The 25,834-nt window shown below is 54.6% G+C and carries 27 protein-coding genes; 15 read left to right on the top strand and 12 right to left on the bottom strand.

What is annotated here, in order from left to right; translation table 11 throughout:
- Nucleotides 1–153 precede the first annotated feature (153 nt).
- On the top strand, nt 154–420 hold the full coding sequence (locus tag EoCCA6_RS01795) for a putative hemolysin (RefSeq protein WP_013096465.1): 267 nt from the start codon (nt 154–156) through the stop codon (nt 418–420).
- Here the strand turns inward: EoCCA6_RS01795 and hslJ are convergent, their stop codons facing one another.
- From hslJ to EoCCA6_RS01775, 4 genes are all read right to left on the bottom strand, one after another.
- Nucleotides 421–858, bottom strand: coding sequence for a heat shock protein HslJ (hslJ, locus tag EoCCA6_RS01790; protein ID WP_152081210.1), 438 nt, complete (start codon nt 856–858; stop codon nt 421–423).
- A gap of 127 nt (nt 859–985) precedes the next feature.
- Nucleotides 986–1,114 (bottom strand): DUF2474 domain-containing protein, encoded by a 129-nt coding sequence (locus EoCCA6_RS01785; protein ID WP_152081209.1) that lies wholly within the window; start codon nt 1,112–1,114, stop codon nt 986–988.
- Entirely contained in the window at nt 1,114–2,124 is a 1,011-nt protein-coding gene (gene cydB / locus EoCCA6_RS01780) for a cytochrome d ubiquinol oxidase subunit II (protein ID WP_152081208.1), read from the bottom strand. The genes EoCCA6_RS01785 and cydB overlap by 1 nt, the downstream gene beginning before the upstream one ends.
- Complete coding sequence (locus EoCCA6_RS01775; RefSeq protein WP_152081207.1) at nt 2,124–3,524, bottom strand: cytochrome ubiquinol oxidase subunit I; 1,401 nt, start codon at nt 3,522–3,524, stop codon at nt 2,124–2,126. The genes cydB and EoCCA6_RS01775 overlap by 1 nt, the downstream gene beginning before the upstream one ends.
- A gap of 409 nt (nt 3,525–3,933) precedes the next feature.
- Between EoCCA6_RS01775 and ymcF the strand changes: the two genes are divergently transcribed.
- From ymcF to patD, 7 genes are all read left to right on the top strand, one after another.
- Nucleotides 3,934–4,122 (top strand): cold shock small protein YmcF, encoded by a 189-nt coding sequence (gene ymcF / locus EoCCA6_RS01770; protein ID WP_152081206.1) that lies wholly within the window; start codon nt 3,934–3,936, stop codon nt 4,120–4,122.
- 80 nt (nt 4,123–4,202) lie between these two features.
- Complete coding sequence (locus EoCCA6_RS01765; protein WP_152081205.1) at nt 4,203–5,615, top strand: aminotransferase-like domain-containing protein; 1,413 nt, start codon at nt 4,203–4,205, stop codon at nt 5,613–5,615.
- Between the two features lie 258 nt (nt 5,616–5,873).
- Nucleotides 5,874–7,019 (top strand): putative ABC transporter substrate-binding protein YdcS, encoded by a 1,146-nt coding sequence (gene ydcS, locus EoCCA6_RS01760; protein WP_152081204.1) that lies wholly within the window; start codon nt 5,874–5,876, stop codon nt 7,017–7,019.
- A gap of 16 nt (nt 7,020–7,035) precedes the next feature.
- Nucleotides 7,036–8,049, top strand: a complete 1,014-nt coding sequence (locus tag EoCCA6_RS01755) for an ABC transporter ATP-binding protein (protein WP_152081203.1) — start codon at nt 7,036–7,038, stop codon at nt 8,047–8,049.
- Nucleotide 8,050: 1 nt separating this feature from the next.
- Entirely contained in the window at nt 8,051–8,995 is a 945-nt protein-coding gene (locus EoCCA6_RS01750; RefSeq protein WP_152081202.1) for an ABC transporter permease, read from the top strand.
- Nucleotides 8,985–9,791, top strand: coding sequence for an ABC transporter permease (locus EoCCA6_RS01745; protein ID WP_152081201.1), 807 nt, complete (start codon nt 8,985–8,987; stop codon nt 9,789–9,791). The genes EoCCA6_RS01750 and EoCCA6_RS01745 overlap by 11 nt, the downstream gene beginning before the upstream one ends.
- Nucleotides 9,792–9,815: 24 nt before the next feature.
- The gene (gene patD / locus EoCCA6_RS01740; protein WP_152081200.1) at nt 9,816–11,240 is read left to right on the top strand and encodes an aminobutyraldehyde dehydrogenase; all 1,425 of its coding nucleotides are present in this window, start codon (nt 9,816–9,818) and stop codon (nt 11,238–11,240) included.
- 41 nt (nt 11,241–11,281) lie between these two features.
- Here patD and EoCCA6_RS01735 read toward each other — a convergent pair whose 3' ends face one another.
- From EoCCA6_RS01735 to EoCCA6_RS01725, 3 genes are read right to left on the bottom strand one after another with little or no spacing between them, the layout of a single operon-like run.
- Entirely contained in the window at nt 11,282–11,464 is a 183-nt protein-coding gene (locus EoCCA6_RS01735; RefSeq protein ID WP_063449914.1) for a DUF1869 domain-containing protein, read from the bottom strand.
- Nucleotides 11,465–11,467: 3 nt separating this feature from the next.
- On the bottom strand, nt 11,468–11,821 hold the full coding sequence (locus tag EoCCA6_RS01730; protein ID WP_152081199.1) for a TehB family protein: 354 nt from the start codon (nt 11,819–11,821) through the stop codon (nt 11,468–11,470).
- A 27-nt stretch (nt 11,822–11,848) separates the two neighbouring features.
- A complete protein-coding gene (locus EoCCA6_RS01725) occupies nt 11,849–12,175 on the bottom strand; it encodes a TehB family protein (RefSeq protein WP_152081198.1) in 327 nt (108 codons plus the stop codon).
- 243 nt (nt 12,176–12,418) lie between these two features.
- On the opposite strand from EoCCA6_RS01725, the gene EoCCA6_RS01720 reads away from it, so the two are divergent.
- The gene (locus EoCCA6_RS01720; protein ID WP_152081197.1) at nt 12,419–12,592 is read left to right on the top strand and encodes a GhoT/OrtT family toxin; all 174 of its coding nucleotides are present in this window, start codon (nt 12,419–12,421) and stop codon (nt 12,590–12,592) included.
- A gap of 86 nt (nt 12,593–12,678) precedes the next feature.
- A complete protein-coding gene (locus tag EoCCA6_RS01715) occupies nt 12,679–13,437 on the top strand; it encodes an alpha/beta fold hydrolase (RefSeq protein WP_152081196.1) in 759 nt (252 codons plus the stop codon).
- A 29-nt stretch (nt 13,438–13,466) separates the two neighbouring features.
- Here the strand turns inward: EoCCA6_RS01715 and EoCCA6_RS01710 are convergent, their stop codons facing one another.
- Genes EoCCA6_RS01710 through EoCCA6_RS01700 form a run of 3 tightly spaced genes read right to left on the bottom strand, consistent with a single transcriptional unit; the run spans nt 13,467 to nt 19,940 of the window.
- Nucleotides 13,467–15,638, bottom strand: coding sequence for a virulence factor SrfC family protein (locus EoCCA6_RS01710; protein ID WP_152081195.1), 2,172 nt, complete (start codon nt 15,636–15,638; stop codon nt 13,467–13,469).
- Nucleotides 15,635–18,616 carry a virulence factor SrfB gene (locus EoCCA6_RS01705; protein ID WP_152081194.1) on the bottom strand — a complete coding sequence of 994 codons (2,982 nt, stop codon included), beginning with the start codon at nt 18,614–18,616 and terminating at the stop codon, nt 15,635–15,637. Before EoCCA6_RS01705 ends, EoCCA6_RS01710 begins: the two co-directional genes overlap by 4 nt.
- Before the next feature lie 4 nt (nt 18,617–18,620).
- On the bottom strand, nt 18,621–19,940 hold the full coding sequence (locus EoCCA6_RS01700; protein ID WP_152081193.1) for an SrfA family protein: 1,320 nt from the start codon (nt 19,938–19,940) through the stop codon (nt 18,621–18,623).
- A gap of 282 nt (nt 19,941–20,222) precedes the next feature.
- Between EoCCA6_RS01700 and EoCCA6_RS01695 the strand changes: the two genes are divergently transcribed.
- Both EoCCA6_RS01695 and EoCCA6_RS01690 read left to right on the top strand, forming a co-directional pair.
- Complete coding sequence (locus EoCCA6_RS01695; RefSeq protein ID WP_152081192.1) at nt 20,223–21,821, top strand: ABC transporter substrate-binding protein; 1,599 nt, start codon at nt 20,223–20,225, stop codon at nt 21,819–21,821.
- 53 nt (nt 21,822–21,874) lie between these two features.
- Nucleotides 21,875–22,108, top strand: coding sequence for a YdcY family protein (locus tag EoCCA6_RS01690; RefSeq protein WP_152081191.1), 234 nt, complete (start codon nt 21,875–21,877; stop codon nt 22,106–22,108).
- 3 nt (nt 22,109–22,111) lie between these two features.
- Here EoCCA6_RS01690 and EoCCA6_RS01685 read toward each other — a convergent pair whose 3' ends face one another.
- Nucleotides 22,112–22,561, bottom strand: a complete 450-nt coding sequence (locus EoCCA6_RS01685; RefSeq protein WP_152081190.1) for a DMT family transporter — start codon at nt 22,559–22,561, stop codon at nt 22,112–22,114.
- The gene (locus EoCCA6_RS01680) at nt 22,558–23,076 is read right to left on the bottom strand and encodes a GNAT family N-acetyltransferase (protein ID WP_152081189.1); all 519 of its coding nucleotides are present in this window, start codon (nt 23,074–23,076) and stop codon (nt 22,558–22,560) included. Before EoCCA6_RS01680 ends, EoCCA6_RS01685 begins: the two co-directional genes overlap by 4 nt.
- Nucleotides 23,077–23,226: 150 nt before the next feature.
- On the opposite strand from EoCCA6_RS01680, the gene EoCCA6_RS01675 reads away from it, so the two are divergent.
- The 3 genes from EoCCA6_RS01675 to EoCCA6_RS01665 all read left to right on the top strand — a co-directional run bounded on the left by EoCCA6_RS01675 (nt 23,227) and on the right by EoCCA6_RS01665 (nt 25,829).
- Nucleotides 23,227–23,802 carry a helix-turn-helix domain-containing protein gene (locus EoCCA6_RS01675; protein ID WP_152081188.1) on the top strand — a complete coding sequence of 192 codons (576 nt, stop codon included), beginning with the start codon at nt 23,227–23,229 and terminating at the stop codon, nt 23,800–23,802.
- 66 nt (nt 23,803–23,868) lie between these two features.
- Nucleotides 23,869–24,906 (top strand): NADP-dependent oxidoreductase, encoded by a 1,038-nt coding sequence (locus EoCCA6_RS01670; RefSeq protein WP_152081187.1) that lies wholly within the window; start codon nt 23,869–23,871, stop codon nt 24,904–24,906.
- 254 nt (nt 24,907–25,160) lie between these two features.
- A complete protein-coding gene (locus EoCCA6_RS01665; protein WP_152081186.1) occupies nt 25,161–25,829 on the top strand; it encodes a GntR family transcriptional regulator in 669 nt (222 codons plus the stop codon).
- The last annotated feature ends 5 nt before the right edge of the window (nt 25,830–25,834 follow it).

Below are 25,834 nucleotides of genomic sequence, written 5' to 3'. Positions count from 1 at the left end.
GGTATTCTCGCCATCAATGAGTAGATCAAACTTTGAGTGGAAAAATTGCGAGAAATTGTTTCCGGAGCGCATAAATACGCACTTCCGCTCTCGACGACACGGGAGGTGATGCCTATTATGCATAGGTTTCGTATTCATTAGGGGGGTTAAAGCATGCGTTCAGCGTTTTGGGTAGGATGTGCCGCGTTATTGTTATCGGCCTGCAGCAATGAACCTGTTCAGCAGGCGACTGCTGCACACGTTACGCCAGGTATGAAAGCGGCGATGTCCAGTTCAGGACAGGCCAACTGCGCGATGATTGGTGGTTCCCTGTCTGTCGCCCGTCAACTTGACGGCTCTGCCATCGGAATGTGCGCCTTACCCAATGGCAAACGGTGCAGTGAGCAGTCGCTTGCCGTGGGTTCATGCGGTAGCTACTGATTACTTGACGCGCTTAAACATCAGCGTTTTCTCTGCTGTCGCCAGCGTTAACTGGTCTTCCGTCAGGTCGACCTGCGCGCCTTTGCGCAGCATGTCGCCGATGGTCTGATCCAGTTCGTTCAACTGTGGATCAGTACATAATTTTCGGGTCATCGCCAGCGTTTTGACCTTCAGCTCGCCTTCGGACAATTTCCCCTGTCCGTTAAAGCGGTTGCACATCATGCCTGAGACGGCGATGTTGTTAACCAGGCTAATATCGGGCTGAGCGCTAAAGCGAATCTCAGGCTGCGTTGTCACGGCCTTAACGGCTTTGCCGTCGACATTTTCCAGAACAAAGCGATGATTCTGTAACTGGTCAGGCTGAACAGAGGCCTTACCCGGATTGACGCAGCCAGTCAGTGCAAGGCTAATGAGACATAACGCAACATACTTTTTCATTTTTCTTCTCGAACTATCAATACTGTGAATCTATTTTCAGTGTAACGATACGCTCCGGTGAGTTAATGGGGTTTATCCGAAAGTGCGAGAAGAGACCGGGCTGCAGCGCTGCGCCCGGTACGCACGTTTAGTGAGATTTAAAGCCTGCCGCCGTCATTAGCATTCGGAAGAACATGCTCACGCAGGCCAGCGCCAGTACGCTCCCACCCCAGATGATGGCCAGCCACATCAGTCGTTTCCAGACAGGTTGTTGCATCAGTGATAACCCTCCCCATGCTGTACTTTTCCGCGAAATACGTAGTAGCTCCAGAAGGTGTAGACCAGAATCACGGGAATGATCAACAGCGCGCCCACCAGCATAAAGCCCTGGCTTTGTGCTGGTGCAGCCGCCTGCCAGAGGGTGATCGACGGCGGAATAATATGCGGCCAGATGCTGATCCCAAGCCCGCTGAAGCCAAGGAAAATCAACCCTAACGTGAGAAGGAAAGGCCGGTTATGGCTGTCGGCGCTGTTCAGGCAGCGCCACTGAAAGACGCTAAAAATGACGACGAACAGCGGGACGGGCAACAGGAAAAACAGATTTGGTAACGTAAACCAGCGCGCGGCAATGGCTGCATGGGTCATCGGTGTCCAGGCGCTAATCACCGCGATGATGGCCAGCAGAACAATGAGCAGGCGTTTCGATACCTGACGCATACGCTGCTGCAGCGCGTTTTCGCTTTTCATCACCAGCCACGTCGCGCCTAATAGCGCATACGCTACGACAAGGCCGACGCCGCAAAAGAGATTAAACGGGGTAAACCAGTCAAATGGCCCACCACTATAATGGCGGCCAGTGACGGCGAATCCGTTAATCACTGCACCAACCGTTATGCCCTGAGTGAAGGTTGCCAGAATTGAACCGCCAGTAAAGGCCTTATCCCAGAACGGGCGATGAGCCGGGGTCGCTTTAAAACGAAATTCAAAGGCGACGCCGCGGAAAATAAGCCCGATCAGCATTAATGTCAGTGGGATGGTGAGCGCATCAATAATAACCGCATACGCCAGTGGAAAGGCACCGAACAGTGCCGCTCCGCCCAGCACCAGCCAGGTTTCGTTACCGTCCCAGACAGGCGCGACGCTGTTCACCATCACATCACGATCGTCGGGGTTTTGCGTGGCCGGGAACAGAATGCCAATCCCCAGATCAAAACCATCCATCACGATATACATCAGCGTGGCGAAGACGATAATGACGAACCAGATAAGGGAAAGATCGATGCCCATTATGGCTGCTCCTTGTATTCAGTGGTGACGGCGGAAAGCGGGCGCGCCGGGCGGCCATCGGACTCCGTAGCGAAGGTTTCATGTGGCTGAGGACCTTTCCTGATGAGCCGCACCATATAGCTGTATCCCACACCAAATACCGAGGTGTAGACCACGAAGAAGGCCAGTAAACTCACGCTCATATGCAGATCGCCATGCGCGGAAACCGCGTCTTTTGTGCGCTGTAAGCCATAAACCACCCACGGCTGGCGGCCCACTTCGGTTGTGATCCATCCGGCCAGAATGGCAATCAGCCCGGACGGCCCCATCACCAGGGCGAACCACAGGAAGGGGCGTGAGGAATACACCCGTTTTCTGTAGCGCAGCCAGACCCCCACCACGCCCAGCAACAGCATCAACATCCCTGACCCGGCCATAATGCGGAACGACCAGAAGACGATAGTGGCGTTAGGCCGATCTTCTTTCGGAAACGCTTTGAGTGCCGGAACCTGTTTTTCAAGGCTGTGGGTCAGGATCAGGCTACCCAGCGCGGGGATCTTCAGCCCAAAACGGGTACGCTCTTGTTCCATATCCGGCCAGCCAAACAGCAGCAGCGGCGTCGGTTCACCGGGTGGATTTTCCCAGTGACCTTCAATGGCGGCGATTTTTGCTGGCTGGTGTTTTAAGGTATTTAGCCCGTGCATGTCCCCGACCAGCGCCTGAATAGGGGCCACGATCAGGGTCATCCAGAGTGACATGGAGAACATGGCACGAATGGCGGGTGTGTTGTTGCCACGCAGCAGGTGCCAGGCCGCCGATGCGCCGACAAACAACGCGCTGCTCAGGAATGCCGCGATCGACATATGCAGCAGACGATAGGGGAAGGAGGGATTAAACACCACGGCAAACCAGTCTACCGGGACAACCTGTCCGTTAACGATTTCATATCCCTGGGGAGTCTGCATCCAGCTGTTTGAAGACAGTATCCAGAACGTTGAAATGATCGTCCCCAGCGCTACCATGCAGGTGGCAAAGAAGTGCAGCCCAGGCCCAACTTTGTTCCAGCCAAACAGCATTACGCCGAGGAACCCTGCTTCAAGAAAAAAGGCGGTCAGCACTTCATAGGTGAGGAGCGGGCCAGTAATACTGCCCGCGAACTGAGAAAATCCGCTCCAGTTGGTTCCAAACTGGTACGCCATTACCAGCCCGGACACTACGCCCATACCAAAATTAACGGCAAAGATCTTCGACCAGAAGTGATACAGCGAGCGCCAGACCGGATTTTTTGTTTTCAGCCACAACCCTTCCAGCACGGCGAGATAGCTCGCCAGCCCGATGGTGATCGCCGGGAAAATAATGTGAAAGGAGACGGTAAATGCGAACTGTATTCTCGCAAGATGAAAAGCATCTAAACCAAACATGCAAAACTCCGCAGTGTTAATAAGTCGATGCAATTCTAAGCCGCGCCAGCGCTGGGTTGCAGAAACAGACCTGTGTTATTTACCTATAACAGTTTGCTCCTGCATGACCTTTCACAAATGGCTTTCAATAACCACTAATACTCTGCCTATAGATGAATAAAAAAATTATTTTTATGAATTTTACGCATTAAACCGCTTGCTTTGTCGTCATCGAAGTGCGTTAATGGTTTTCTGGTTTTGAGTCCAAATAAATATCTGACGTAGGTTTATAAAGCAGTTCTCATCACGTTGTGCCTCTCCGCAGCCTCTCTTGGGTCTTTTTCTACACTCCGATTAGTTTTTGTTTCAAACCACTGTCGCCTGAAAGGCCCATTAGCACTTACGTTTTTTACGTTTACAGGAGAATCTTATGACTTCTTATATCCATTTCCGCTGCCCATGCTGTCATGGCTCGCAGTACCGTACCTCAGCTTTTGATGTGTCTGAGAAAAACCCTTACGGCGCGAAATGCATCTTTTGCAAATCGCCGATGGTAACGCTCGATCATTTAGCGGCTGCGCGTTTTGCACAGAGCAACGTCAGCGTGTTCCGTAAGTAATTAACAGCCAACCATAACAGTTAGCAAAATCTTCTCTTTTTCTCCTGCTGATATACACTGTCGGCCATAAGGAGAATCTGATGAAAAAATACCAGCGTCTGGCGCAACAAATTATCTCGCAGATTGAGCTTGGCGTATGGCTGCCCGGCGATAAACTGCCTTCGCTGCGGGAGCAGGTGGCGAGCAGCGGCATGAGTTTTATGACCGTGGGCCATGCGTATCAGATGCTGGAAAGCCAGGGGCGCATTGTCGCCAGGCCGCAGTCGGGCTACTACGTTGCCTCGCGCCCGACCGCACAACAGCCTGCACCCCCGGCTCAGGTGATGCGCGACGAAGTAGTAGATATCAACACCTATATCTTCGATGTGCTACAGGCCAGCCGCGATCCTTCCGTTGTGCCCTTTGCCTCTGCGTTTCCCGATCCCCGGCTTTTCCCGCTTCAGCAGCTTAACCGCTCGCTGGCAAATGTCAGTAAAACCGCCACCGCAATGAGCGTGATTGAAAACCTGCCGCCGGGTAACGTCGACTTACGCCACGCCATTGCCCGTCGCTATGCACAGCAGGGGATGAATATCTCCCCGGAGGAGATCGTCATCACCGCAGGCGCGCTTGAAGCGCTGAACCTCAGTTTGCAGGCGGTCACCGAACCAGGCGACTGGGTGATTGTTGAAAACCCCTGTTTCTACGGCGCGCTACAGGCGCTTGAACGCCTGAAACTGAAAGCCTTGTCGGTAGCGACGGATGTGCGGGAAGGCATTGACCTCAACGCGCTTGAGCAGGCACTGAATGATTACCCGGTAAAAGCCTGCTGGCTAATGACTAACAGCCAAAACCCGCTTGGATTCACGCTCAGTGCAGAAAAAAAGGCACATGTAGTCGCTCTGCTGACAAAACACAACGTCACGCTGATTGAGGATGATGTCTACAGCGAGCTTTACTTTGGTCGTGAAAAACCGCTTCCGGCGAAAGCCTGGGATGAACAGGACATGACGTTGCACTGCTCCTCCTTTTCGAAATGCCTTGTCGCCGGTTTTCGCATCGGATGGGTAGCCGCCGGTAAACATGCGCGACGCATTCAGCAACTGCAACTGATGAGCACGTTATCGACCAGTTCCCCGATGCAGCTGGCGCTGGTGGATTATCTGGCGACCAAACGTTACGACGCTCATCTTCGCCGCCTGCGGCGTACCCTCGCCGAGCGCAAACAACAGGCCTGGCAGGCGCTGCTGCGCCACATGCCTGCAGATGTCAAAATTCATCATAATGACAGCGGCTACTTTTTATGGCTGGAACTGCCCGCGCGGCTGGATGCCGGGCTGTTAAGCGAAAAAGCCCTGAATCACCATATCAGCATTGCGCCTGGCAAGATGTTTTCTACCTCGGATGCCTGGACGCCATTCTTCCGTTTTAACACCTCCTGGGCATGGGGCGAGCGGGAAGAACAGGCCGTTATTCAACTGGGGAAATTGATTAACGAAATGCTGGAAGCATGATTTTCAATAATCTCGCCTTATCACAATAACGGTACGGCGAATCATTTGCGGTAGCGCATCATAGGAAATCTGCATACTGCCTCTCAACGCTAACTCCTTGTCTATAATCCAGTTAACGGGGAATGCGCCCTCGGTCACACCTTGATGAAATTTCCTTAAGCCGCACGGTGCGGCGCATTTGCGCGGTCTACGTTTAGTAAGGGAGATATTTTTACGGCACGGCTGCCGCTAAATTTCATTGCGACAGGAGTAAATCTAATGAGCAAAAAATTTGCCCGCAGCAGCCTGTGCGCGCTCGGCATGACGATCATGACAGCGCAAGCCGCCGAGCCACCAAAGGCTATCGGCGACGGGGAAGGACGACTGGATATTATTGCCTGGCCGGGCTACATCGAGCGTGGTCAAACCGATAAAAATTATGACTGGGTCACGCAGTTTGAAAAAGAGACCGGCTGCGCGGTCAACGTCAAAACCGCCGCCACCTCGGATGAGATGGTCAGCCTGATGGCGAAAGGGGGCTATGACCTGGTCACTGCGTCTGGTGATGCCTCGCTGCGCCTGATCATGGGTAAACGCGTACAGCCGATTAACCCAGACCTGATCCCGAACTGGAAAACTATCGATCCGCGCATCGTCAAAGGCGAGTGGTTTAACGTCGGTGGAAAGGTGTACGGCACGCCGTATCAGTGGGGGCCGAACCTGCTGATGTATAACACCAAAACTTTCCCGACGCCGCCCGACAGCTGGAAAGTGGTTTTCGTTAAACAAGACCTGCCGGACGGGAAAACCAACCAGGGCCGCGTTCAGGCCTATGATGGCCCGATTTATATCGCCGATGCCGCACTGTTCGTTAAAGCCACCCAGCCACAGCTTGGCATCACCGATCCCTATCAGTTGACGGAAAAACAGTATGCCGCCGTGCTTAAGGTCCTTCGCGACCAGCATGCCTTAATCCACCGCTACTGGCATGACACTACCGTCCAGATGAGCGATTTTAAAAACGAAGGTGTCGTCGCCTCCAGCGCATGGCCGTATCAGGCCAATGCCCTGAAAGCGGACAACCAGCCTGTTGCGACCGTGTTCCCGAAAGAGGGCGTCACCGGCTGGGCGGACACCACCATGCTGCATTCGGACGCTAAACATCCGATGTGCGCCTATAAATGGATGAACTGGTCGCTAACGCCAAAAGTGCAGGGCGACCTGGCGGCATGGTTTGGCTCGCTCCCGGTGGTTGCAGAAGGGTGCAAAGCCAGCACGCTTTTAGGCGATAAAGGCTGTGAAACAAACGGTTATAACTACTTTGACAAAATCATGTTCTGGAAAACGCCAATCGCCGAGGGGGGCAAGTATGTCCCTTACAGCCGCTGGACGCAGGATTACATCGCCATCATGGGCGGCCGTTAATCGCCGGGAGCAGAACATGACGTACGCGGTTGAGTTTAATGACGTATCCCGTCTGTACGGTGACGTGCGGGCGGTAGACGGCGTCACCATTGGTATTCGTGACGGGGAATTTTTCTCCATGCTGGGGCCTTCTGGCTCCGGCAAAACCACCTGCCTGCGCCTGATCGCCGGTTTTGAACAGCTCAGCGGCGGCGCGATAAAAATCTTCGGTAAAGAGGCCAGTGAACTCCCTCCGTGGGAACGCGATGTCAACACCGTGTTTCAGGATTACGCGCTGTTTCCGCATATGTCGATTCTCGATAACGTAGCATACGGCCTGATGGTGAAAGGCATCGACAAGAAAAAACGTCATGCTCAGGCACGCGAGGCGCTGGAAAAGGTCGGGCTGAGTTTTGCGGTTTCCCGTAAGCCGTCACAGCTCTCCGGCGGCCAGCGCCAGCGTGTGGCAATTGCGCGTGCGCTGGTCAACGAGCCCCGCGTGTTACTGCTGGATGAACCTCTGGGCGCGCTCGATCTGAAACTGCGCGAGCAGATGCAGTTCGAGCTGAAAAAACTTCAGCAAGAGCTGGGGATCACGTTTATTTTCGTCACGCACGATCAGGGTGAAGCCCTGTCGATGTCAGACCGGGTGGCGGTGTTTAACAACGGCCGTATTGAGCAGGTTGATTCTCCGCGCGAGCTTTATATGCGCCCGCGCACTCCGTTTGTGGCGAGCTTTGTCGGTACGTCTAACGTGTTTGAGGCGGACGTAGCCCGCCACGTGTGCGGGATGGAGGGCATCTATTCGCTGCGCCCGGAACATATTCGCCTCAACGAAAGCGGAGAAGTGCAGGTTCAGGGTGTGGTTCAGGCCGTTCAGTATCAGGGGGCGGCGACGCGTTTTGAACTCCGGCTGGCAGACGGCGCAAAACTGCTGGTGAGCCAGGCCAACCTGAGTGGCGCAACGATACCGGCGGGTGTAGAGCCAGGACAGCAGGTGTTGGCCTCCTGGTCACGCGAGGCCATGGTGCCGCTGCACGAGGAGAGGTGAAATGGAGATGAGCGTTTCACACACTCCCGCGCCGCACGGCAGGCTAAGCCGGATCGCTGCGCTGTTCTGGCGCAAACCGTCGTTCGGGCTGTTCCTGCTCCTGCTTGCGCCGCTGATGTGGTTTGGCATTGTCTATTTAGGATCGCTGCTCACGCTGTTGTGGCAGGGGTTCTACACCTTCGACGACTTCACCATGTCGGTCACGCCTGAGCTGACGTTTGCGAACATTCAGGCACTTTTTAATCCGGCCAACTACGACATCATCCTTCGCACGCTGGTCATGGCTATCGCCGTGACTGTCGCCAGCGCAATCCTTGCTTTTCCGATGGCCTGGTATATGGCGCGTTACACCCGCGGCAAATGGAAAGCGTTTTTTTATATCGCGGTGATGCTGCCCATGTGGGCGAGCTATATCGTTAAAGCCTATGCATGGACATTATTACTGGCGAAAGACGGTGTGGCGCAGTGGTTCCTGAACCATATGGGGCTGGAGCCGATCCTGACGTCACTGCTTACGGTTCCGGCAATAGGTGGCAACACGTTGTCTACCTCCGGCCTGGGGCGTTTTCTGGTGTTTGTCTATATCTGGCTGCCGTTTATGATCCTGCCTGTCCAGGCGGCGCTGGAGCGGTTGCCTGCCTCGTTGTTGCAGGCATCAGCCGATCTCGGCGCGCGTCCGCGTCAGACCTTCCGCTACGTGGTGCTTCCGCTGGCCATTCCTGGCATTGCGGCGGGATCGATATTTACGTTCTCGCTGACGCTGGGAGACTTTATCGTTCCGCAACTGGTGGGGCCGCCGGGGTATTTCATTGGCAACATGGTTTACTCCCAGCAGGGTGCTATCGGCAATATGCCAATGGCGGCGGCGTTCACGCTGGTGCCAATTGTGCTTATCTCCCTCTATCTGGCGTTCGTGAAACGTCTGGGAGCATTCGATGCACTCTGAACGCGCACCGTTGTTCCTGAAAGTAGCTGCCTGGGGCGGGGTTATCTTCCTGCATTTTCCACTGCTGATTATCGCAACCTATGCCTTTAACACAGAAGATGCCGCCTTTAGCTTCCCGCCGCAGGGGCTGACGCTGAAGTGGTTTAGCGTGGCGGCCGCGCGTGGAGATATCATCGATTCCGTGACGTTGTCACTTCAGATTGCGGCATTGTCTACTGCGATTGCGCTGGTACTTGGCACACTTGCTGCAGCCGCACTGTGGCGCAGTGAGTTTTTTGGCAAAAACGCCATTTCGCTGTTGTTGCTGTTACCGATCGCCTTGCCTGGCATTATCACCGGGCTGGCGCTGCTGACAGCATTCAAAACCATCAACCTTGAACCCGGCTTTTTCACTATCGTGGTCGGGCACGCCACCTTCTGTGTGGTCGTGGTGTTTAACAATGTGATCGCCCGGTTCCGGCGTACCTCATGGAGCCTGGTCGAGGCGTCGATGGATTTAGGTGCAGATGGCTGGCAAACCTTCCGCTATGTGGTGCTGCCGAATCTTGGCTCGGCGCTGCTGGCGGGGGGCATGCTGGCGTTTGCGCTGTCATTTGACGAAATAATCGTCACGACATTTACGGCGGGACACGAACGCACGTTACCGCTGTGGTTGCTTAACCAGCTTGGACGCCCGCGCGACGTACCGGTCACCAATGTGGTGGCTCTGCTGGTGATGCTGGTCACCACTATCCCCATTCTGGGAGCCTGGTGGCTAACCCGCGACGGCGAAAATATCGCTGGTAGCGGAAAATAACATCGATTTCAACAGGACAATGCTATGCAAAATCTACTGCTGATCAATGGTGAACTCATTCCCGGCGACGGGGAAAAACAGCCTGTCTATAACCCTGCCACCGGAGAAGTATTGCTGGAGATCGCTGAGGCGTCTGCGGCTCAGGTCGATGCCGCGGTGCTGGCAGCCGACCGCGCTTTTGTCGAATGGGGGCAAACAACGCCAAAAAGCCGTTCAGAGTGTTTGCTGAAGCTGGCCGATGTCATTGAAGCGCATGCTGATGAGTTTGCTCGTCTGGAATCCCTTAACTGCGGTAAGCCGCTGCACTGTGCGCTGGGGGATGAAATTCCGGCCGTGGTGGATGTGTTTCGCTTCTTTGCCGGCGCGGCGCGCTGCCTGAACGGGCTGGCAGCCGGAGAGTACCTTGAGGGGCATACGTCTATGATCCGCCGCGATCCGGTAGGCGTTGTGGCGTCAATCGCCCCGTGGAACTATCCGCTGATGATGGCTGCGTGGAAGCTGGCACCCGCCCTGGCAGCCGGAAACTGTGTGGTGATCAAACCCTCTGAAATCACGCCGCTGACGGCGTTAAAACTGGCTGAACTGGCGAAAGATATCTTCCCGCCAGGCGTGCTGAACGTCCTGTTTGGACGCGGTAAGACCGTGGGCGACCCGCTGACCGGGCACGAGAAAGTGCGGATGGTCTCGCTCACCGGTTCAATTGCCACCGGGGAGCATATTATCAGCCACACGGCCTCCTCCGTGAAACGCACGCATATGGAACTGGGGGGCAAAGCGCCGGTCATTGTCTTTGATGATGCGGATCTGGATGCCGTGGTGGAAGGCGTGCGTACTTTTGGCTTCTACAATGCCGGGCAAGACTGTACGGCAGCCTGCCGCATCTATGCCCAGAAAGGCATTTACGCTGCGCTGGTGGAAAAACTGGGAGCTGCCGTTGCCTCCTTGAAGATGGGCGCGCCGGAAGAGGCATCAACTGAGCTTGGGCCGCTCAGCTCCGCTGCACACTTATCTCGCGTCAGTCACGCGGTTGAGGAGGCGAAAGCGCTAAGCCATATCCGTGTGGTGACAGGCGGCAGCAAGCAGGAGGGGGCGGGCTATTATTTCCAGCCAACGCTGCTTGCCGGGGCAAAACAGGAAGATGCGATTGTGCAACGCGAAGTATTTGGTCCGGTAGTCAGCATTACGGAATTTGACGACGAAGCGCAGGTCCTCGCCTGGGCGAATGATTCGCAGTATGGCCTTGCTTCGTCCGTATGGACAAAAGATGTGGGCCGTGCTCATCGGCTCAGCGCCCGGCTGCAGTACGGCTGCACCTGGGTTAATACCCATTTTATGCTGGTCAGTGAAATGCCGCATGGCGGGATGAAGCTGTCAGGTTACGGCAAAGATATGTCGGTGTACGGGCTTGAGGATTATACGGTCGTGCGCCATGTGATGATTAAGCACTAAGCGAAATTGCCCGGCGGCGAGCGCGCCGCCGGGCTTGTTTACTACCAGCCACACACGTCGTGTTCATTCTCCGTATCGTACGCACGAACGGTATTCACCAGATCTTTCACCACGTCCGCAGCAACATCCGGGATCAACAGCTCCATCGGGGCTTCTGTTTCATAATCCACCGAGACACCGTTACTGTTATTGGTGACGGTTACGGTGTAAGTTGCCTTGCCCATGGGTTACTCCTTATGTGTGTTAACCACTTTACCAATGCCAGCGCCGGTGAGCGTGACGTCAGGATCGGCGAAAAAATCGATATTAAAGTAAGTATCGTCGGTCAACAGCTCAATGCGGTGCCATTTCTGTGGCGGGGAAATACCAAATGAACCGGCTTCAATCACCAGCTCAAGATCCGGCTCGGTCGCGGTCGCGTCCGGAAAGCCAAAGTAACGTACAGCCCCCTGCATCACGGACAGGCGGCCATAAACACCCGCTTTGGTATTGTGATGCGTAAAGAGCGCTTTCGGTGCGGTCTCTTTATTCCAGAACGGAGTGGAACGGGTATGAACAAAATTTTCAGGAATACGTAGCATAATGGTTTCCTTCTCAGCGTCAGCCGCTTAAAGAGACTTCAGAACATCAGGTTCGACAAAGAAGTCGATATTAAACAGCGTGTCGTCGGTCATGACCTCGATGTGGTGCCATCTCTCCGGCGGGAAAACGCCGAAATGACCCGCTTCGATAATCAGCTCGCTGTCTGGCTCAGGCGTAAATTCATCAGCATAGCCTAAGTAACGGACTGTGCCCTGCATCACCGAAAGGCGAGGATAAACGCCTGGGCGGGTGCCTTTGTCGAGGTGTCGCTGAAAAATCCCGGCGGGGGCGGTCTCTTTGTTCCAGAAAGGGGTGGAACGGGTGTGAATACAACTCTGCGGAATGCGTAGCATGTTTCCTCCCATGAAAGCCTGCCTTTATTAGACTGCTTTCTGCAGAGGGGAATTTAGCAAAATGTGCATTTAAAATGCGTGTTATTAAAACGGATAACTGCGGTTGCCTCGGGTTTGTTATACAACGTACTCAGTTGTTATTATCCTTAATATTTAAGTGGTTATGATGTAACGAAAAAACTTGATCTGTGTCAACGTATGACGCATATTGCGTGCGGTTATTTTTTGGCTCAGGTAAACAGAATGACGTTGTATCAAAAGATGTTGGTTTTTTACGCAATTATGGCGTCCATTTGCGCACTTATTACCTGGTTCCTGTCAAAAGATAAAAAACGTATCCGCCTGCTGAGCGCGTTCCTGGTGGGTTCAACCTGGCCAATGAGCTTTCCTGTCGCGCTGCTGATCTCGCTTTTCTGAAGCGAGCTTCCCGTTTTGAAAGATGAACATAGCATTCCTGATGCAATGACTGTATAAATAAACAGTTCATCATTAATGGAGTGCTTATGAACAGTTTTTATTCGCAGGTAGCCGGTTGTATCGTGCGCTGGCAAAATCTGCCAGGCGTCGGCGATCCCGTTGTGTTTATTCACGGCCTTGGCTGCGCCTCTTCTTATGAATACCCCCGAGTCGTATACGAGCCCAATTTTGGTGCACGTAGGGCTATTCTTATCGATCTCCCCGGCAGCGGTTACAGCGATAAACCCTCTGATTACAGCTATCGCACCAGCAAGCAGGCTGAGGTGATAGCAGAGTTGTTGACGCATCTTAACCTCGAGTCTTTCTGGCTATACGGACACAGCATGGGCGGCAGTATCGCCATTGAAACCGCAGGTTTACTGCGAACACGTGTTAAGGGGCTGATAGTATCTGAACCTAATTTCCATGCAGGTGGAGGTATGTTCAGCCGCACAATAGCCGCACAGTCAGAGCGCCGTTTTGTTGAACAAGGTTATAGAGCGTTACTTGAGTCCGAGAAATCTGCATGGGCGGGAAGTTTGCAAAGCAACGCCCCACATGCAGTATGGCGTGGTGCAGCGAGCCTGGTAGCGGGTGTTGAGCCCGAATGGGCAGAACAATTCCTGGCGCTCACCTGCCCGGTTACGCTTATTTTTGGAGAATGGTCACTGCCTGATTCTGATGTTAATGAGCTTCAGCAGAAGGGCGTGGAGGTAAAAATCATACCTGATGCCGGACATTCGATGTCCTGGGAAAACCCTTCAGCTCTGGCAAAGGTGTTGGCGGAGTGCCTGGCGAAAAGGTAATAGCCCGCATTACTGCGGGCTGAAATGTCTTAACTCAAAATATCATGAAGGGCTTTGCGGGCGGCAGGCTGCACGTCGTGCGGGTGCTGGTAATCTATGTTCTCGATTGCCCTGCTGTAGAGAGCCACCAGCCAGTCATAAACATAGACCGTTGCCGCATGGACAGGCTGCTCACCCAGGCGCGTCAGGCGCGGTGTGGCGCTATTGACCACGGGCGTGACAAAAATCGGCTGGCCTTTACGCACGCGGCTTGCCGGGCGTTCAGCAACAGGTGAGCGTTCATAACCGAGCCAGCCAACGAAATTACCCAACACGGCATGGAGTTGTGCTGCGCTGCTTTTATCCGTCTCGACAATATGTTGCAACTGCTGAGGAAGGTTCAGGCGGTAACTGGTCACAATCAGGACATCGGCGATTTGCTGTAACACCGCGGGCTCCAGACCCAAGCGGCTGGCGGCATCGCTGCGGCTCCACTGGCGCAGGTGGTTGATCCACACTTTGTGCGCGAGACGGGCTTTGTCTTTGGTCTGGAATGCGGTGGTACTCTCCGGCGCATTTTCCGCGAACAGGTCGATCACATCGGTAAACAGCCCGTTGACCTGCTCCTCGCGAGGTTGCTGTACCGCCAGAAGCGCTTCAAACGCTTTTAACGGGGGCAGCAACCCTTCAAGCAACTCACCGTGACGTGCAGCGCTTCCCTGAAGCATTCGCACCATCTTTTCGGCCTGAGAACGTCTGGCTCCCGCAGCCTGAGCGATCGGTGCCAGATATGTGTGCATCAACACCGACACCTCATGTGCCAGGAGCGTTCGCAACGCGTGAAGGCGCTTTTGGCGTTGTGCGGGCAGCGTGGCCTGCGACAACCATTCGATCACGCGCTGCATGCTATGGCTGTCCAGTGCCTGCAGAGTGCCCCAGCGCTGGCCCGGTTTTCCCAGAAGTTGCTGTACGGCTTCGTCGAGATTCTGTTTCGTGGTAAACCGCGCATCGTGTGGCGTAATAGCCCAGACCAGCCCCGGCAGGGCAGATTCTTCGGCAGGCTGTGTCTCTTTAACCCAGTTCAGAAGCACTTTCGCGGTTTTTGCCGTTTGCTCGTGCTGCGCGGTGGCGTTACAGATCACCAGAACATCCGGCTGGAACTGCTGACGATAATGTTCAGGCAACCATAAACATTTGGCCTGGGTCAGCAGCGGAGCGTTTTTATCGTTCAACGCGGGGATATCAATAATATCGACGTTATCCAGTACGCAATTCTCAACCGGCAGCACCAGTTCGCGGGTCAGAAATGCCAGTACGTCGAGCGGTACGCTGATCGCGTTAAGCATCTCGCCGTTGTTCAACGGATGGAGCAGGGTTTCCTGTGTTTCAGGAGACGTCAATGCACCGTGCGTGAGGAACCCTTCACCCGGCAGGCCAAAGTTATCCACCAGCAGGCTGAGTGGTGCAGCGATCGCGCTCGCGTGGCTGGTCTGATGCAGAACGTGTGCGAGCTTAAGCCACTGCTGGGTTAGCTCCTGCTGCTCGCCCCACAGCAGTGACCAGACGCTGGCACGGGTGCTGAGATCAAGCGACGGAACCAGCAACGCAAACTGATGCCACAGCGCATCATCAATTTGCTGTTTCGCGCCCGGTACGGTGCTTTGCCAGAAACGCGCGATTGCACCCACGTCCTGTGCGGTGATCCCCGGCACACCCTGCGGCTGGCGCAACGCACGCCATTTTTCAAGCCGGGTTTCGATAACCGATTTTTCCACCGGGCGGATTTGCGGATGCAGGGTCGTGCGCGTAATAAACAGTTGCACCAGTTCGGCTTCTGTCACCAGGCTCAGACGCAGCGGAAACGCCTCATCGACAATGTCCTGGCGCTCTCCGGAGAAGCGAACAGCCATGTTGGTTAGCGCGTGTCCGGGGTTAATATGCGAAAAATAGTCGAACGTGCGTTGACCTGGTGTGACGTTGAGGCGGCCATTTCCACTGCCGCACAGTGAAGAGAGCAGGTGCGCTTTCGCCGCCTGAGAATGGCCGTACAGACCAATACTGCCAGGGCCTGTAAGGGCGCGGTCAATAGCCTGCTCACGTGCCTGTGCTGCATTCAGCCTCGCCAGCAGGGCATCGGCTTCGTTATCCAGCATCGGGGCGTGCAGGCGCGTCTCGTTAATCCACCCGATTAAAGCCTGAGTGGTGGCCGTCGTCGCAGTCATTTCAGGTATACGCTCCCGCTGTCAATCCAGTAATGGCTACCGCTATGACGGCGATCGGCCAGTGTATTCAGTTTAAAGGTCAGGGCGTCGGGTGGAACTGGCGTACCATCCTGCAGCCAGGCGTCGCTCAGTTCAAAGGATTCCGGGCCTTCCTGTTTATTTCCACCACACAGTTTCAGGCGCACATTCAGCACGCCATCGCCCGCAATGGCTTTTGCCAGCTCGGCGGAGTTGATGCTGAGGGTATACAGCGGCGTTGCGGGCCAACGGGCATTTGCCAGCTGACGGAAGCCGAGCGTGACGTTTCCGCGCAGCGGGAAATGCAGACGGGCATCCAGTTTTGCGCCGGGTTTATCAAGATCAATATCCTGATACCAGACGTTCTCCTCACGCAGGGTATTAATGGTGTTATCCAGCACCCCCAGATAACGCACCGTTGAGTACGCGCCGATATCGGCCGCTTTAAAGTTAAAGCGCGGGAGGCGTAAATCGAGTGCCAGGCTGCACAGCATCGCTCCCACCGCCGCGGTGGATTTCGGATTGCCGATGCGTCCCTGCTGACTGAACGGATACCATTCATGAACCTGATATTTATCCAGCCAGACGATGCGATTGACCGGAACAGGCTGCAGATGACGAATCAAGGCCTGGACACCCGGCAGACAACCCGGACGGCCGGTGATCAGCAAAATATCGCAGCTGTAATGTGAAATGGCTTCGCACACCGCGTGAAGCGGCGAGGCCAGCGTGAACTGACCTGCCAGCATTGCATCCTGCATCTCACGGAAATTGACATGCAGCGGTACGGCAAACAGATCGAAGTTTTCTGAACCGGCAGGCAAGGCGTGATCAATCGCCTGCTGGAGATAATTCATCACATTGCGCGTCGGTTTTTGCGTAAGGAGATCGCCAAATGTGGCGTGGAGGCCAGCCAGCGGATCGTCAATGTCGCTGGATTCCCACGCCGCCAGGATCGCATGACCGATCGGCATAAAGAGCTGAAGCGCCGTCTGCTGACGCAAAACGGCCTGGGTATCAATGCGCCCGGAGTCACCAAACAGCGATGCCATCAGCAGGGAGGCGTCCGCAATCCCTGATTTCTGCAACTGAGTTTGTAGCGCAGGCAGTACGTAACGCTGGATCACGTCCAGCAGTGTATCGTCGCCAGCCACTTTAAACCCTTCGCGGAACAGGAGCTGTGGCGTGATTTTGACGTTATTACCGGAGCCATCGTCCAGTTGATAATGCGTAATCGCCATATCCGTTGTACCACCGCCGATGTCGATAGAGGCAACGCGCAGCGAGCGCCCTGGCTGAACCCCCGGTTCTGGCTCACGGTCCGGGCGGGCGAGGGAGGCGAAGAAGGCTTCCGTCTGACCGCCAAAATGGGAAATTGCTTCGTTGTACAGCCACACCAGTTGGCCGCAGCTGGCTTCGTCCCACTCCATCTGAATGTCAGGAACCGGCACCACGCTTTTTTCCTGCTGCTTGCGGCTGGAGAAATCTTCATCCTGCGGGTGCCAGCCCATCGCTTTCCAGACGATAGCAATGGCTTCAAACATGCGACGGCGGAAGATCTCACGTTCCTGTTTCGGCATGGCTGAAGGCAGGGTGAGAATGAGTGTGCGTAACTGGCGTGGAGACGCCGGGAAGCCCAGACGCAAGCGCGTGGCAACGCTGTTGATCTGCCCCAGTGCCTGCGCCAGCAGTTCACACAACATGTGTGTCATCAGGGTGCTTCGGCTGTACTGCGGCGAAAAGACTGGCAGGCGCTCGTCCTGAGGCAAGGTAAAGAGCGGCTCACCGTCATCATTCATCAGATTCATGAGCGGGAAGGCTGTCGCCAGCGGTTCACGCTGGGTTTTGCTGTTCATCTGGCTGAAACGCCAGTCCTGCACCACCGGGGTTTCATCCCACAGGTAGCGCCGGGGGCTGGAGATCCCACTGTTGCCTTCGGTCCCGAGACGCTGCATTGCCAGTTTACGCGCCTCATCGCCCACACGGACGATAGAGGGCCAGACAAAAGCATCTTCGCGGCCGCTTTCAACCGAGAAGTGCTGCTTGCCAAAACGCGCTTCCGAGAACTCCAGGCGGCTGGTGAAGAGAGGCTCATTCAGGAACTGTGGCTCGCTTAAGGAGCGCACCTGCAGCTCGGCAGTCTGGCGCAACCCATCGTTCGCATCACCATGATCTTCAATAATCACGCCGCAGGTATGGGTGTTACCCACGTCGAGGATCAGGTCGACCGGAATAGCAGGCGTGCTGAGCGTGTGGGTGACAAATTTCACTTCAGGCACGGTGAGTTGCTCACCGAGCATAGACAACAGGTTGAGCCAGTGCGCCTGGTACTCAAAACTGCGCATAGCCTGATGGAGATCGCGTTCGGAGCGGTTTTCAACGCCCGTTGCAAACTGGGTAAAAGCCTCGCGCAACCAGCCATCAATCCAGGTCTGGTCAAGGAAGTTTTCCACTTCGTCATCGCGCCAGGCGAGCGCAAAGCGTGTTCCGTTCAGAATATCGTTTTCGACTGGCGACAGCGCAGAGGTTGCATGCTCCGCAATCTGGCTGTCGAGCGCGAGGGTGACGCGGTGCGTATTGCCCGCTGTGTCAGGCGCGTCCAGTTTACGCACCTGAACGCGTGCCCAGTTATCCGGGCCATCAACAAAGGTGCGCGGCGGATTAAAGCGCAGGAACGGGATCGGAAGCCAGACCCCGTCCAGCACCGTCAGGGACTGGTGCAGCGGAATTGTGCTTTCCGGCTTCACCACTTCCGGCTGACCGCCTCCCGTTGCGGGGAGCGTGTAACGGCCATTGATCAGATCGAAATCCAGACGCAGCAGCGGGCCATTGGCAGTTTTACGCACGAAACGCCCGTTGCTGGCGGTATCCTGCGGCGTCAGGCCAAAATCAAGGAACTGCACGCCGCTGTTGGCAATAAGCGTGACGCTCTGTTTGTAGTCGCAAAGATTTACCAGCATAAGGTCAGGCACCTGCTTTTTTAAACGTCAAAGGAACAACGGTTTTGGCATCATAACGTGCGCTACATTCCGCCACATCGCTGGTGCCTGCTTTGCAGGAGACCTCCGGCATCGGATAACGTGAACCGTCCGTGCAGCGTGCATTACCGCGGCTTTTAATCATCAACTCACCGTTGCTGTGCAGCCCGGAGAATACATCGACGCGGCAGATGATATTGTCACCGTGAACCACGCGGGCAGTGCCCTTGTTATTCTGGATCTGATAACGCAGTGACGGCGGCTTGCCGGTCACCGGATCTTTCACGTCAAGGATGGCGCGCCAGGTTCCGTTAAGGAAACGGGTTGAACCGGCTTTTACCTGGTTTGCTTCCATCACCATGGCATCTTTCGGGATCGCAGCAATCACCACCGGTGCTGGAGCAGGCGCGGGCTCTTTTACTTTTGGCTCCAGAACTTCGGCCTGATGCAATGGCAGATTCATCACCAGTTTTTCCACCGTTTTGACCGGTGCAGGGGTAATGACAACCGGCGCGGGAGCAGGCCCGGCGGAGGGTGCCGGTTTTGGCCACAGCAGGGGCGTGGCAATGGCGGCGACGATCACTGCGGCGGCAGGCAGTGACCACAGCGGTACGCGACGTTTCTTACTTATAACCACAGGTGCTGGCGCTTCTGCCACAGGCTCAACAATGACCGGAGCAGGCTCTGGCGCATAGAGGTCATCTTCGGTGATGCGTACTGTGGTCACGGGCGTAATCAGCGGTTCATCGGCCTGTTCAAAGGTGATAACTGGCGTCGGTTCCGGCTCTGGTTCGGGATCGTCAATAACAACAGGCTCAGGGATGAGTGATTCGCGCAGGCAGTCGAGTACGTCGTCACGTGCATTCGCATTGAGGTTCACAAACCCCCAGAAGCAAATCACGGGTTTGCCCTCAATCAGAAACAGGAAGTTCTCATTCGGGAACTGAAATGCTTTTGAAAGCAGGGAACCAAACAGCTGCTGCGCGGTTTTAGGTGACTGGAGACACTTTTTACTCAGCGACTCAACGCTGGCGACGGTATTTTCCAGATAGCGCAGGGCACGAAACCGGGCGTCTTCATCGGCGGTTTTCCAGCTTACGACCTGCCCGTCGACGGGAGAATACCAGTCGACGCGATCGCCGCCGTCGTTAACCTGAGGAATGGCCAGACAATCGACGATCGCCTGCTGTTTGCGTAACCGGAGCGCTTCACGGATTTGCAACGCTGATTCAAACACGGCCTGTCCGCCGCCGCCAACGGCCTGAAAATCATCCAGATTACCGCTGCGTAAAAGTGTTTTTGCCACGATTTGATCCCATAGACTTCTTCACGCCATTACTTTAACGAAACCGGAAAGCAAGCAAACGGCGGAAGAGACGCCAAAAGGACCGATTTCTTGCGGCATTGATCCTGACGTTTGGGCTTGACGAATAATGGCACTTAAGGCAAATCAACGTTCGGGCACGGGTGATAAAACCAGCGAAAAAAACGGGATTAGAATAACCTGATAGTGTTTCGTTATTTGCCAGGCTATAGCGGCTGTGCTGTTATTACTGTCCACAATAATAAAACCGAAAGGGTTATAACCATGTCTACAGGGAAAACGCTGCTCGCCCTCGCGCTGAGCGCTCTTATACCGGCAGGTGCTGCATGGGCGGCAAATACTGACACCATTATTTACTGCTCGGAGGCTTCACCCGAGTCGTTTAACCCACAAATTGCCAGCTCCGGCCCGTCTTTTGTCGCCAGTTCTCAGGTGCTTTATAACCGCCTGATCAATTTTGACCCGGTGAAAAATACGCCGGTTCCATCGCTGGCGGAATCATGGACGATTTCACCAGACGGCAAGACCTATACTTTCACGCTGCGTAAAGGCGTGAAGTTCAACAGCAATAAATACTTCAAGCCGACCCGTGATTTTAATGCCGACGATGTGATTTTTTCCGTCATGCGTCAGAAAGACCCTAAGCACCCGTATCACAATGTCTCGCAGGGTAATTACGAATACTTTAACGACGTGGGGCTGGATAAGCTGATTCAGGATGTCAAAAAGGTCGATGATTATCATGTCCAGTTCACCCTGAGCGAACCTAATGCGGCGTTCCTGGCTGACTGGGGCATGGACTTTGCGTCAATTCTTTCAGCGGAATACGCAGATGCAATGCTGAAAAAGGGAACGCCAGAAAACGTCGATACCTGGCCGATCGGTACGGGACCGTATGTGCTGCAGCAGTATAAAGTGGACTCACTGATCCGCTACGTCGCTAACCCAAACTACTGGGATGGCGCAGTGCCGACCAAACACCTGATCTTCTCCATTACGCCGAATGTGGAAACCCGTCTGGCGAAGCTGCAGACCAACGAATGCCAGATCATTCCTGCGCCGTCGCCGGTGCAGTTTGATGTGATTAAGAACAACAAAGACCTGACGCTGCACTCTGTCGATGCCCTGAACGTGGGGTATCTGGCGTTTAACACCGAGAAAAAACCGTTTGATAACGTGCTGGTGCGCCAGGCATTGAACTATGCCACGGATAAAAAAGCCATCGTAAATGCGGTCTTTATGGGCTCCGGTACGGTGGCGAAATCACCGATTCCGCCTAATATGCTCGGTTTCAACAAAGCGCTGAAGGATTACAGCTACGATCCTGAAAAAGCCAAAGCGCTGCTAAAACAGGCCGGGCTGGAAAACGGCGCGGAAGTGACGTTGTGGTCGATGCCGGTGCAGCGTCCGTATAACCCGAACTCACGTCGTATCGCGGAGATGATCCAGAGCGACTGGGCGAAAGTGGGCGTGAAGGCGAAGATTGTCTCTTACGAGTGGGGCGAATACCTCTCCGGTATGCGTAAAGGCGAGCATGACTCGGCGCTGTTTGGCTGGATGTCTGACAACGGTGACCCGGATAACTTTGCCGATGTGCTGCTGGGCTGCAACAGCATCAAAACCGGCTCAAATGCCGCGCGCTGGTGCGATAAGGGTTATGATGAGCTGGTGCAAAAAGCTAAACTGACCAGCAACCCGGCTGACCGTGCGAAGCTGTACAGCCAGGCGCAGGAGATTTTCTACCAGCAGGCACCGTGGATTGCGCTGGCAAATGGCAAAACGTTTTACGCCACCCGCAGCAACGTGACGGGCTATAGCGTAAGCCTGATGGGCAGTGATTTCTCAAAAACGAAGCTGAACTAAGCATTTAATGCCCGGTAAGCGCAGTGCCACCGGGCAGTTGAAAAGGAGTGACAATGTCACATTTAAACGAGGTGATCGGCCGTGTGGATGCCGCCATTGAAGAGAGCGTGATCGCCCACATGAACGAACTGCTGATTGAACTGAGTGATGATAGCGAGCTGAGCCGGGAAGATCGCTACACCCAGCAGCAGCGTCTGCGTACCGCGATTTCGCATCACGGCAAACAGCATAAAGAGGAGATGGAAGCGCGCCACGAGCATTTGACGAAGGGCGGCACCATCCTTTAGGCCTTAAAACTGGCGTCTTGCGACCAGCCAGGCACCCACCACCAGCATCACTGCGCCGCACACCGGCCCAACCAGCGCGCGCAGAGGGATGCCGTTGCTTTTCAACACGTCTATCACCAGCCCGCCAATTAGCTGGCTTGCCACCAGTACGGCAATTGTCGTTGCCGCTCCTACATTCTGATAACCGCTAATACTGGCGAAAACGAAAAACGACCCCAACAGGCCGGGGATCAACGTCCACCAGCGTACCGTCGAGACCAGTTCGCTGACTCCCGCAGTACCCTGCTTAATCAGCAGTATGCTGACAAACAGGACAATACCAACCAGCGAATTCAGGAGCATGGCGATAAGAATGGTCGAAGAGGACTGGGTGATACGCACCATCAGTGTGTTTTGCACGACCAGGCCAATACCTGCGGCGACCAGAAAAGCCAGCGTTAATGACTGATTCATGAGATAGCGTCCGGATCGCTGCGCTCATCAAGCTGCAGCTGCATAAAGGTTAAATCCAGCCAGCGGCCAAACTTGGTTCCCACCTGCGGCATTTGGCCGGTGATGACGAAGCCCAGGGTCTCGTGCAGATGAATCGACGCATGGTTTTGCGCCTCGATCCCGGCCACCATGACATGTTTCCCGATCTTACGGGCTTCGACGATCAACGCGTTCATCAGCAGGCGGCCAATCCCTTTGCCCTGGTGATCCGGGTGAACGTAGACCGAATGTTCCACCGTATGGCGAAAACCATCAAAGGCGCGCCAGTCGCCAAAGGAGGCGTAACCCGTCACCACGCCGTCCTCTTCGCTGATCAGCACCGGGTAGCCTACCAGCGTGCGTGCTTCAAACCATGCGATGCGGTTATCGGTATCGACGGTTTTATCGTTCCAGATCGCCGCAGTATGTAATACCGCGTGGTTGTATATTTCACCGATAGCGGCGCAATCTTCTTTGCTGGCATGACGAACAATCATGACTGATCCCCTGAATGTGTTGTTCACTATAGTGTTACGAAACTGACACTATATTACAGAGTATTGGAATTACTCTGCTACGGCATAATCCATATTTTTTTGTTATGAAAACGCCATTGAAATGCCGTTCATACACTATAGTATGACGTCATGAACACTATGACAGACAATATGAATCAACGGATTAGTGCGCGAATTCGCCTTGAGCGCGAGTCGCGCGGGTGGTCATTAAGCGAACTTGCCGATCGGGCGGGGGTTTCACGCGCCATGATCCATAAAATTGAACGTGGAGACAGCAGCCCGACGGCGACGCTGCTCGCACGTTTATCCGGTGCTTTTGGTATCAGCATGTCTACGTTGATTGCGCGGGCAGAAATGCAGGAGGGCAAACTGCTGCGCCTGGCTAACCAGCCCGTCTGGCGCGATCCACAGACGCACTACCTGCGTCGCCATGTATCGCCACGTACCGATCTTCCGATTGACCTTGTGCAGGTAGAGCTTCCGCCACGTCGCGATGTGCCGATGCCCGCCTCATCTTACGCGCTTGCGCGTCAGCTGATCTGGCTGCAGTCCGGTGAACTGGTGTTTCAGGAAGGGGATACCCGCCATGAAATGAAGGCCGGAGATTGTCTGGAGCTGGGGCCGCCGAATGACTGCCGTTTTATTAATGAAACGAATGAATCGTGCGTGTATCTGGTCGTGCGGCTTAACCAGTCTGGCTCGTAATGATAAAGCGGCCTGCCGGATCAAGGACTAGTCTCTAATGACATTTGCACAAGTAAGGAGCGATCTATGAGTCAATCTGTAGCGCAAAATCGTCGCTGGGTGCTGGCCTCACGCCCACAGGGTGCGCCAGTGGCAGAAAATTTCCGCTTTGAAGAACAGCCGATCCCCGCGCCCGCAGAGGGACAGGTGCTGTTACGCACGGTGTGGCTGTCGCTGGACCCGTACATGCGTGGCCGAATGAGCGATGCGCCATCCTACTCACCGCCGGTTGAGATTAACGCGGTGATGGTGGGCGGGACGGTCAGCCGTGTCGAAAAATCACGTCACCCTGATTATAAAGAGGGGGAATGGGTGCTTGGCTACAGCGGCTGGCAGACATACGAACTGTCTGACGGTAAAGGGCTGGTGAAGCTGGGCGAAAATCCGTCTCACCCTTCGTGGTCGCTGGGCATTCTGGGAATGCCGGGCTTTACGGCCTATATGGGGCTGCTGGATATCGGGCAACCGAAAGCCGGTGAGACGCTGGTTGTCGCGGCGGCGACCGGGCCGGTTGGGGCAACGGTGGGGCAAATCGGCAAAATTAAAGGCTGTCGGGTCATTGGCGTTGCCGGTGGCGCAGAAAAATGCCGCCATGCGGTTGAGGTACTGGGATTTGACCAGTGTCTGGATCACCATGCGGCTGATTTCGCACAACAGCTGGCGAAAGCCTGTCCGCAAGGTATTGATGTGTATTATGAAAACGTCGGCGGGAAAGTGTTTGATGCCGTGTTGCCGTTACTGAACACCTCCGCGCGCGTGCCGGTGTGTGGCCTGGTCAGTGGCTACAACGCGACGGGGCTACCGGATGGCCCGGACCGTTTACCGCTGTTGATGGCGACAATCCTGAAGAAACGTATCCGGATGCAAGGTTTTATTATCGGGCAGGACTACGGCCACAGAATCAGTGAGTTTCAGGAGCAAATGGGCCGTTGGGTACAGGAGGGCAAAATCCATTATCGTGAGCAGGTTACGGATGGGCTGGAAAATGCGCCACAGGCACTCATCGGGCTGCTGGAAGGGAAAAATTTTGGCAAAGTGGTGATACGCGTCGCGACAGATAACTGATTAAACGGATATGGCGGGTTCTCCGCCATAATTATTTGTGAAGATACGATATATTGTCTTTAATTAAATCAGCTAAACTTTACGCACCCTCAGCACAGATGGGCCGAAGAGTAAAAGAAAAATAAAATGTGCAGCATTTGCGTTTTATGCGTACTCCTCATCACCAGGCATGACGATACAGGATATATCGAACCGGCGTCGTTTTTTAAACTGACGCTGTAAATAGCATTTTGTTTTGGCTACGGGAATTAAACATGCTTGATTTGGATCATTTAGAAAAAGCTCAAAGGGTCAGCCTCACCATGCAAGTGGAGATCAGTTTGAAGGGCGCGTTAATTACGGGCTCGCTTAAACCGGGGGCCCGGCTGATCACCAAAGAGATTGCAGATAAATTAGGCACCAGCATCACACCTGTCCGGGAGGCGCTTTTACGTCTGGTGTCTGCTGGCGCTCTGCATGCCACACCGGCCCAGGCTTTCCTGGTGCCCGAGGTGACACTGGATCGCTATAACGAGATCAATGCCATCAGAAAGCAGCTTGAACCGATGGCCGTCGCCGCGGCCTGCGAGCATATGTCGGAGAGCAAACTGGCGACGCTGCGCGAACTGTCGGATATTTTCCATGAGGCCATGCGTCAGGGAAATGTACAGAAAGCGTTGCACGCCAACCGTGTGTTTCGGTTTACGCTTTACCAATATGCTGAAATGCCCACCCTCAGTGCATTAATTGAACAACTGTGGGTGCGGATTGGTCCGTGCATTAACTATCTGCATGAAGAGCTGAAAGACGTACCCGCCGCGACTTATCATTATGCGGATTTGCTCTCCGCGCTTGAGCGAAGGGATGTGGCAGCCAGCCAAAAGGCGATAGATAAAGCCATTGATGAAGCGAATCTACTTTTACAACGGCAATATTTTAGTTAAGGAAT

It is taken from the genome of Enterobacter oligotrophicus, from assembly GCF_009176645.1.
Lineage (GTDB): Bacteria > Pseudomonadota > Gammaproteobacteria > Enterobacterales > Enterobacteriaceae > Enterobacter > Enterobacter oligotrophicus.
This window is presented reverse-complemented; position numbering and strand designations above follow the sequence as displayed.

Bases quoted from the DNA above. Each gene is read 5' to 3' on its own strand.
- EoCCA6_RS01795 (WP_013096465.1), top strand. From the start codon at position 154: ATGCGTTCAGCGTTTTGGGTAGGATGTGCCGCGTTATTGTTATCGGCC.
- hslJ (WP_152081210.1), bottom strand. From the start codon at position 858: ATGAAAAAGTATGTTGCGTTATGTCTCATTAGCCTTGCACTGACTGGC.
- EoCCA6_RS01785 (WP_152081209.1), bottom strand. From the start codon at position 1,114: ATGCAACAACCTGTCTGGAAACGACTGATGTGGCTGGCCATCATCTGG.
- cydB (WP_152081208.1), bottom strand. From the start codon at position 2,124: ATGGGCATCGATCTTTCCCTTATCTGGTTCGTCATTATCGTCTTCGCC.
- EoCCA6_RS01775 (WP_152081207.1), bottom strand. From the start codon at position 3,524: ATGTTTGGTTTAGATGCTTTTCATCTTGCGAGAATACAGTTCGCATTT.
- ymcF (WP_152081206.1), top strand. From the start codon at position 3,934: ATGACTTCTTATATCCATTTCCGCTGCCCATGCTGTCATGGCTCGCAG.
- EoCCA6_RS01765 (WP_152081205.1), top strand. From the start codon at position 4,203: ATGAAAAAATACCAGCGTCTGGCGCAACAAATTATCTCGCAGATTGAG.
- ydcS (WP_152081204.1), top strand. From the start codon at position 5,874: ATGAGCAAAAAATTTGCCCGCAGCAGCCTGTGCGCGCTCGGCATGACG.
- EoCCA6_RS01755 (WP_152081203.1), top strand. From the start codon at position 7,036: ATGACGTACGCGGTTGAGTTTAATGACGTATCCCGTCTGTACGGTGAC.
- EoCCA6_RS01750 (WP_152081202.1), top strand. From the start codon at position 8,051: ATGGAGATGAGCGTTTCACACACTCCCGCGCCGCACGGCAGGCTAAGC.
- EoCCA6_RS01745 (WP_152081201.1), top strand. From the start codon at position 8,985: ATGCACTCTGAACGCGCACCGTTGTTCCTGAAAGTAGCTGCCTGGGGC.
- patD (WP_152081200.1), top strand. From the start codon at position 9,816: ATGCAAAATCTACTGCTGATCAATGGTGAACTCATTCCCGGCGACGGG.
- EoCCA6_RS01735 (WP_063449914.1), bottom strand. From the start codon at position 11,464: ATGGGCAAGGCAACTTACACCGTAACCGTCACCAATAACAGTAACGGT.
- EoCCA6_RS01730 (WP_152081199.1), bottom strand. From the start codon at position 11,821: ATGCTACGTATTCCTGAAAATTTTGTTCATACCCGTTCCACTCCGTTC.
- EoCCA6_RS01725 (WP_152081198.1), bottom strand. From the start codon at position 12,175: ATGCTACGCATTCCGCAGAGTTGTATTCACACCCGTTCCACCCCTTTC.
- EoCCA6_RS01720 (WP_152081197.1), top strand. From the start codon at position 12,419: ATGACGTTGTATCAAAAGATGTTGGTTTTTTACGCAATTATGGCGTCC.
- EoCCA6_RS01715 (WP_152081196.1), top strand. From the start codon at position 12,679: ATGAACAGTTTTTATTCGCAGGTAGCCGGTTGTATCGTGCGCTGGCAA.
- EoCCA6_RS01710 (WP_152081195.1), bottom strand. From the start codon at position 15,638: ATGACTGCGACGACGGCCACCACTCAGGCTTTAATCGGGTGGATTAAC.
- EoCCA6_RS01705 (WP_152081194.1), bottom strand. From the start codon at position 18,616: ATGCTGGTAAATCTTTGCGACTACAAACAGAGCGTCACGCTTATTGCC.
- EoCCA6_RS01695 (WP_152081192.1), top strand. From the start codon at position 20,223: ATGTCTACAGGGAAAACGCTGCTCGCCCTCGCGCTGAGCGCTCTTATA.
- EoCCA6_RS01690 (WP_152081191.1), top strand. From the start codon at position 21,875: ATGTCACATTTAAACGAGGTGATCGGCCGTGTGGATGCCGCCATTGAA.
- EoCCA6_RS01685 (WP_152081190.1), bottom strand. From the start codon at position 22,561: ATGAATCAGTCATTAACGCTGGCTTTTCTGGTCGCCGCAGGTATTGGC.
- EoCCA6_RS01680 (WP_152081189.1), bottom strand. From the start codon at position 23,076: ATGATTGTTCGTCATGCCAGCAAAGAAGATTGCGCCGCTATCGGTGAA.
- EoCCA6_RS01675 (WP_152081188.1), top strand. From the start codon at position 23,227: ATGAACACTATGACAGACAATATGAATCAACGGATTAGTGCGCGAATT.
- EoCCA6_RS01670 (WP_152081187.1), top strand. From the start codon at position 23,869: ATGAGTCAATCTGTAGCGCAAAATCGTCGCTGGGTGCTGGCCTCACGC.
- EoCCA6_RS01665 (WP_152081186.1), top strand. From the start codon at position 25,161: ATGCTTGATTTGGATCATTTAGAAAAAGCTCAAAGGGTCAGCCTCACC.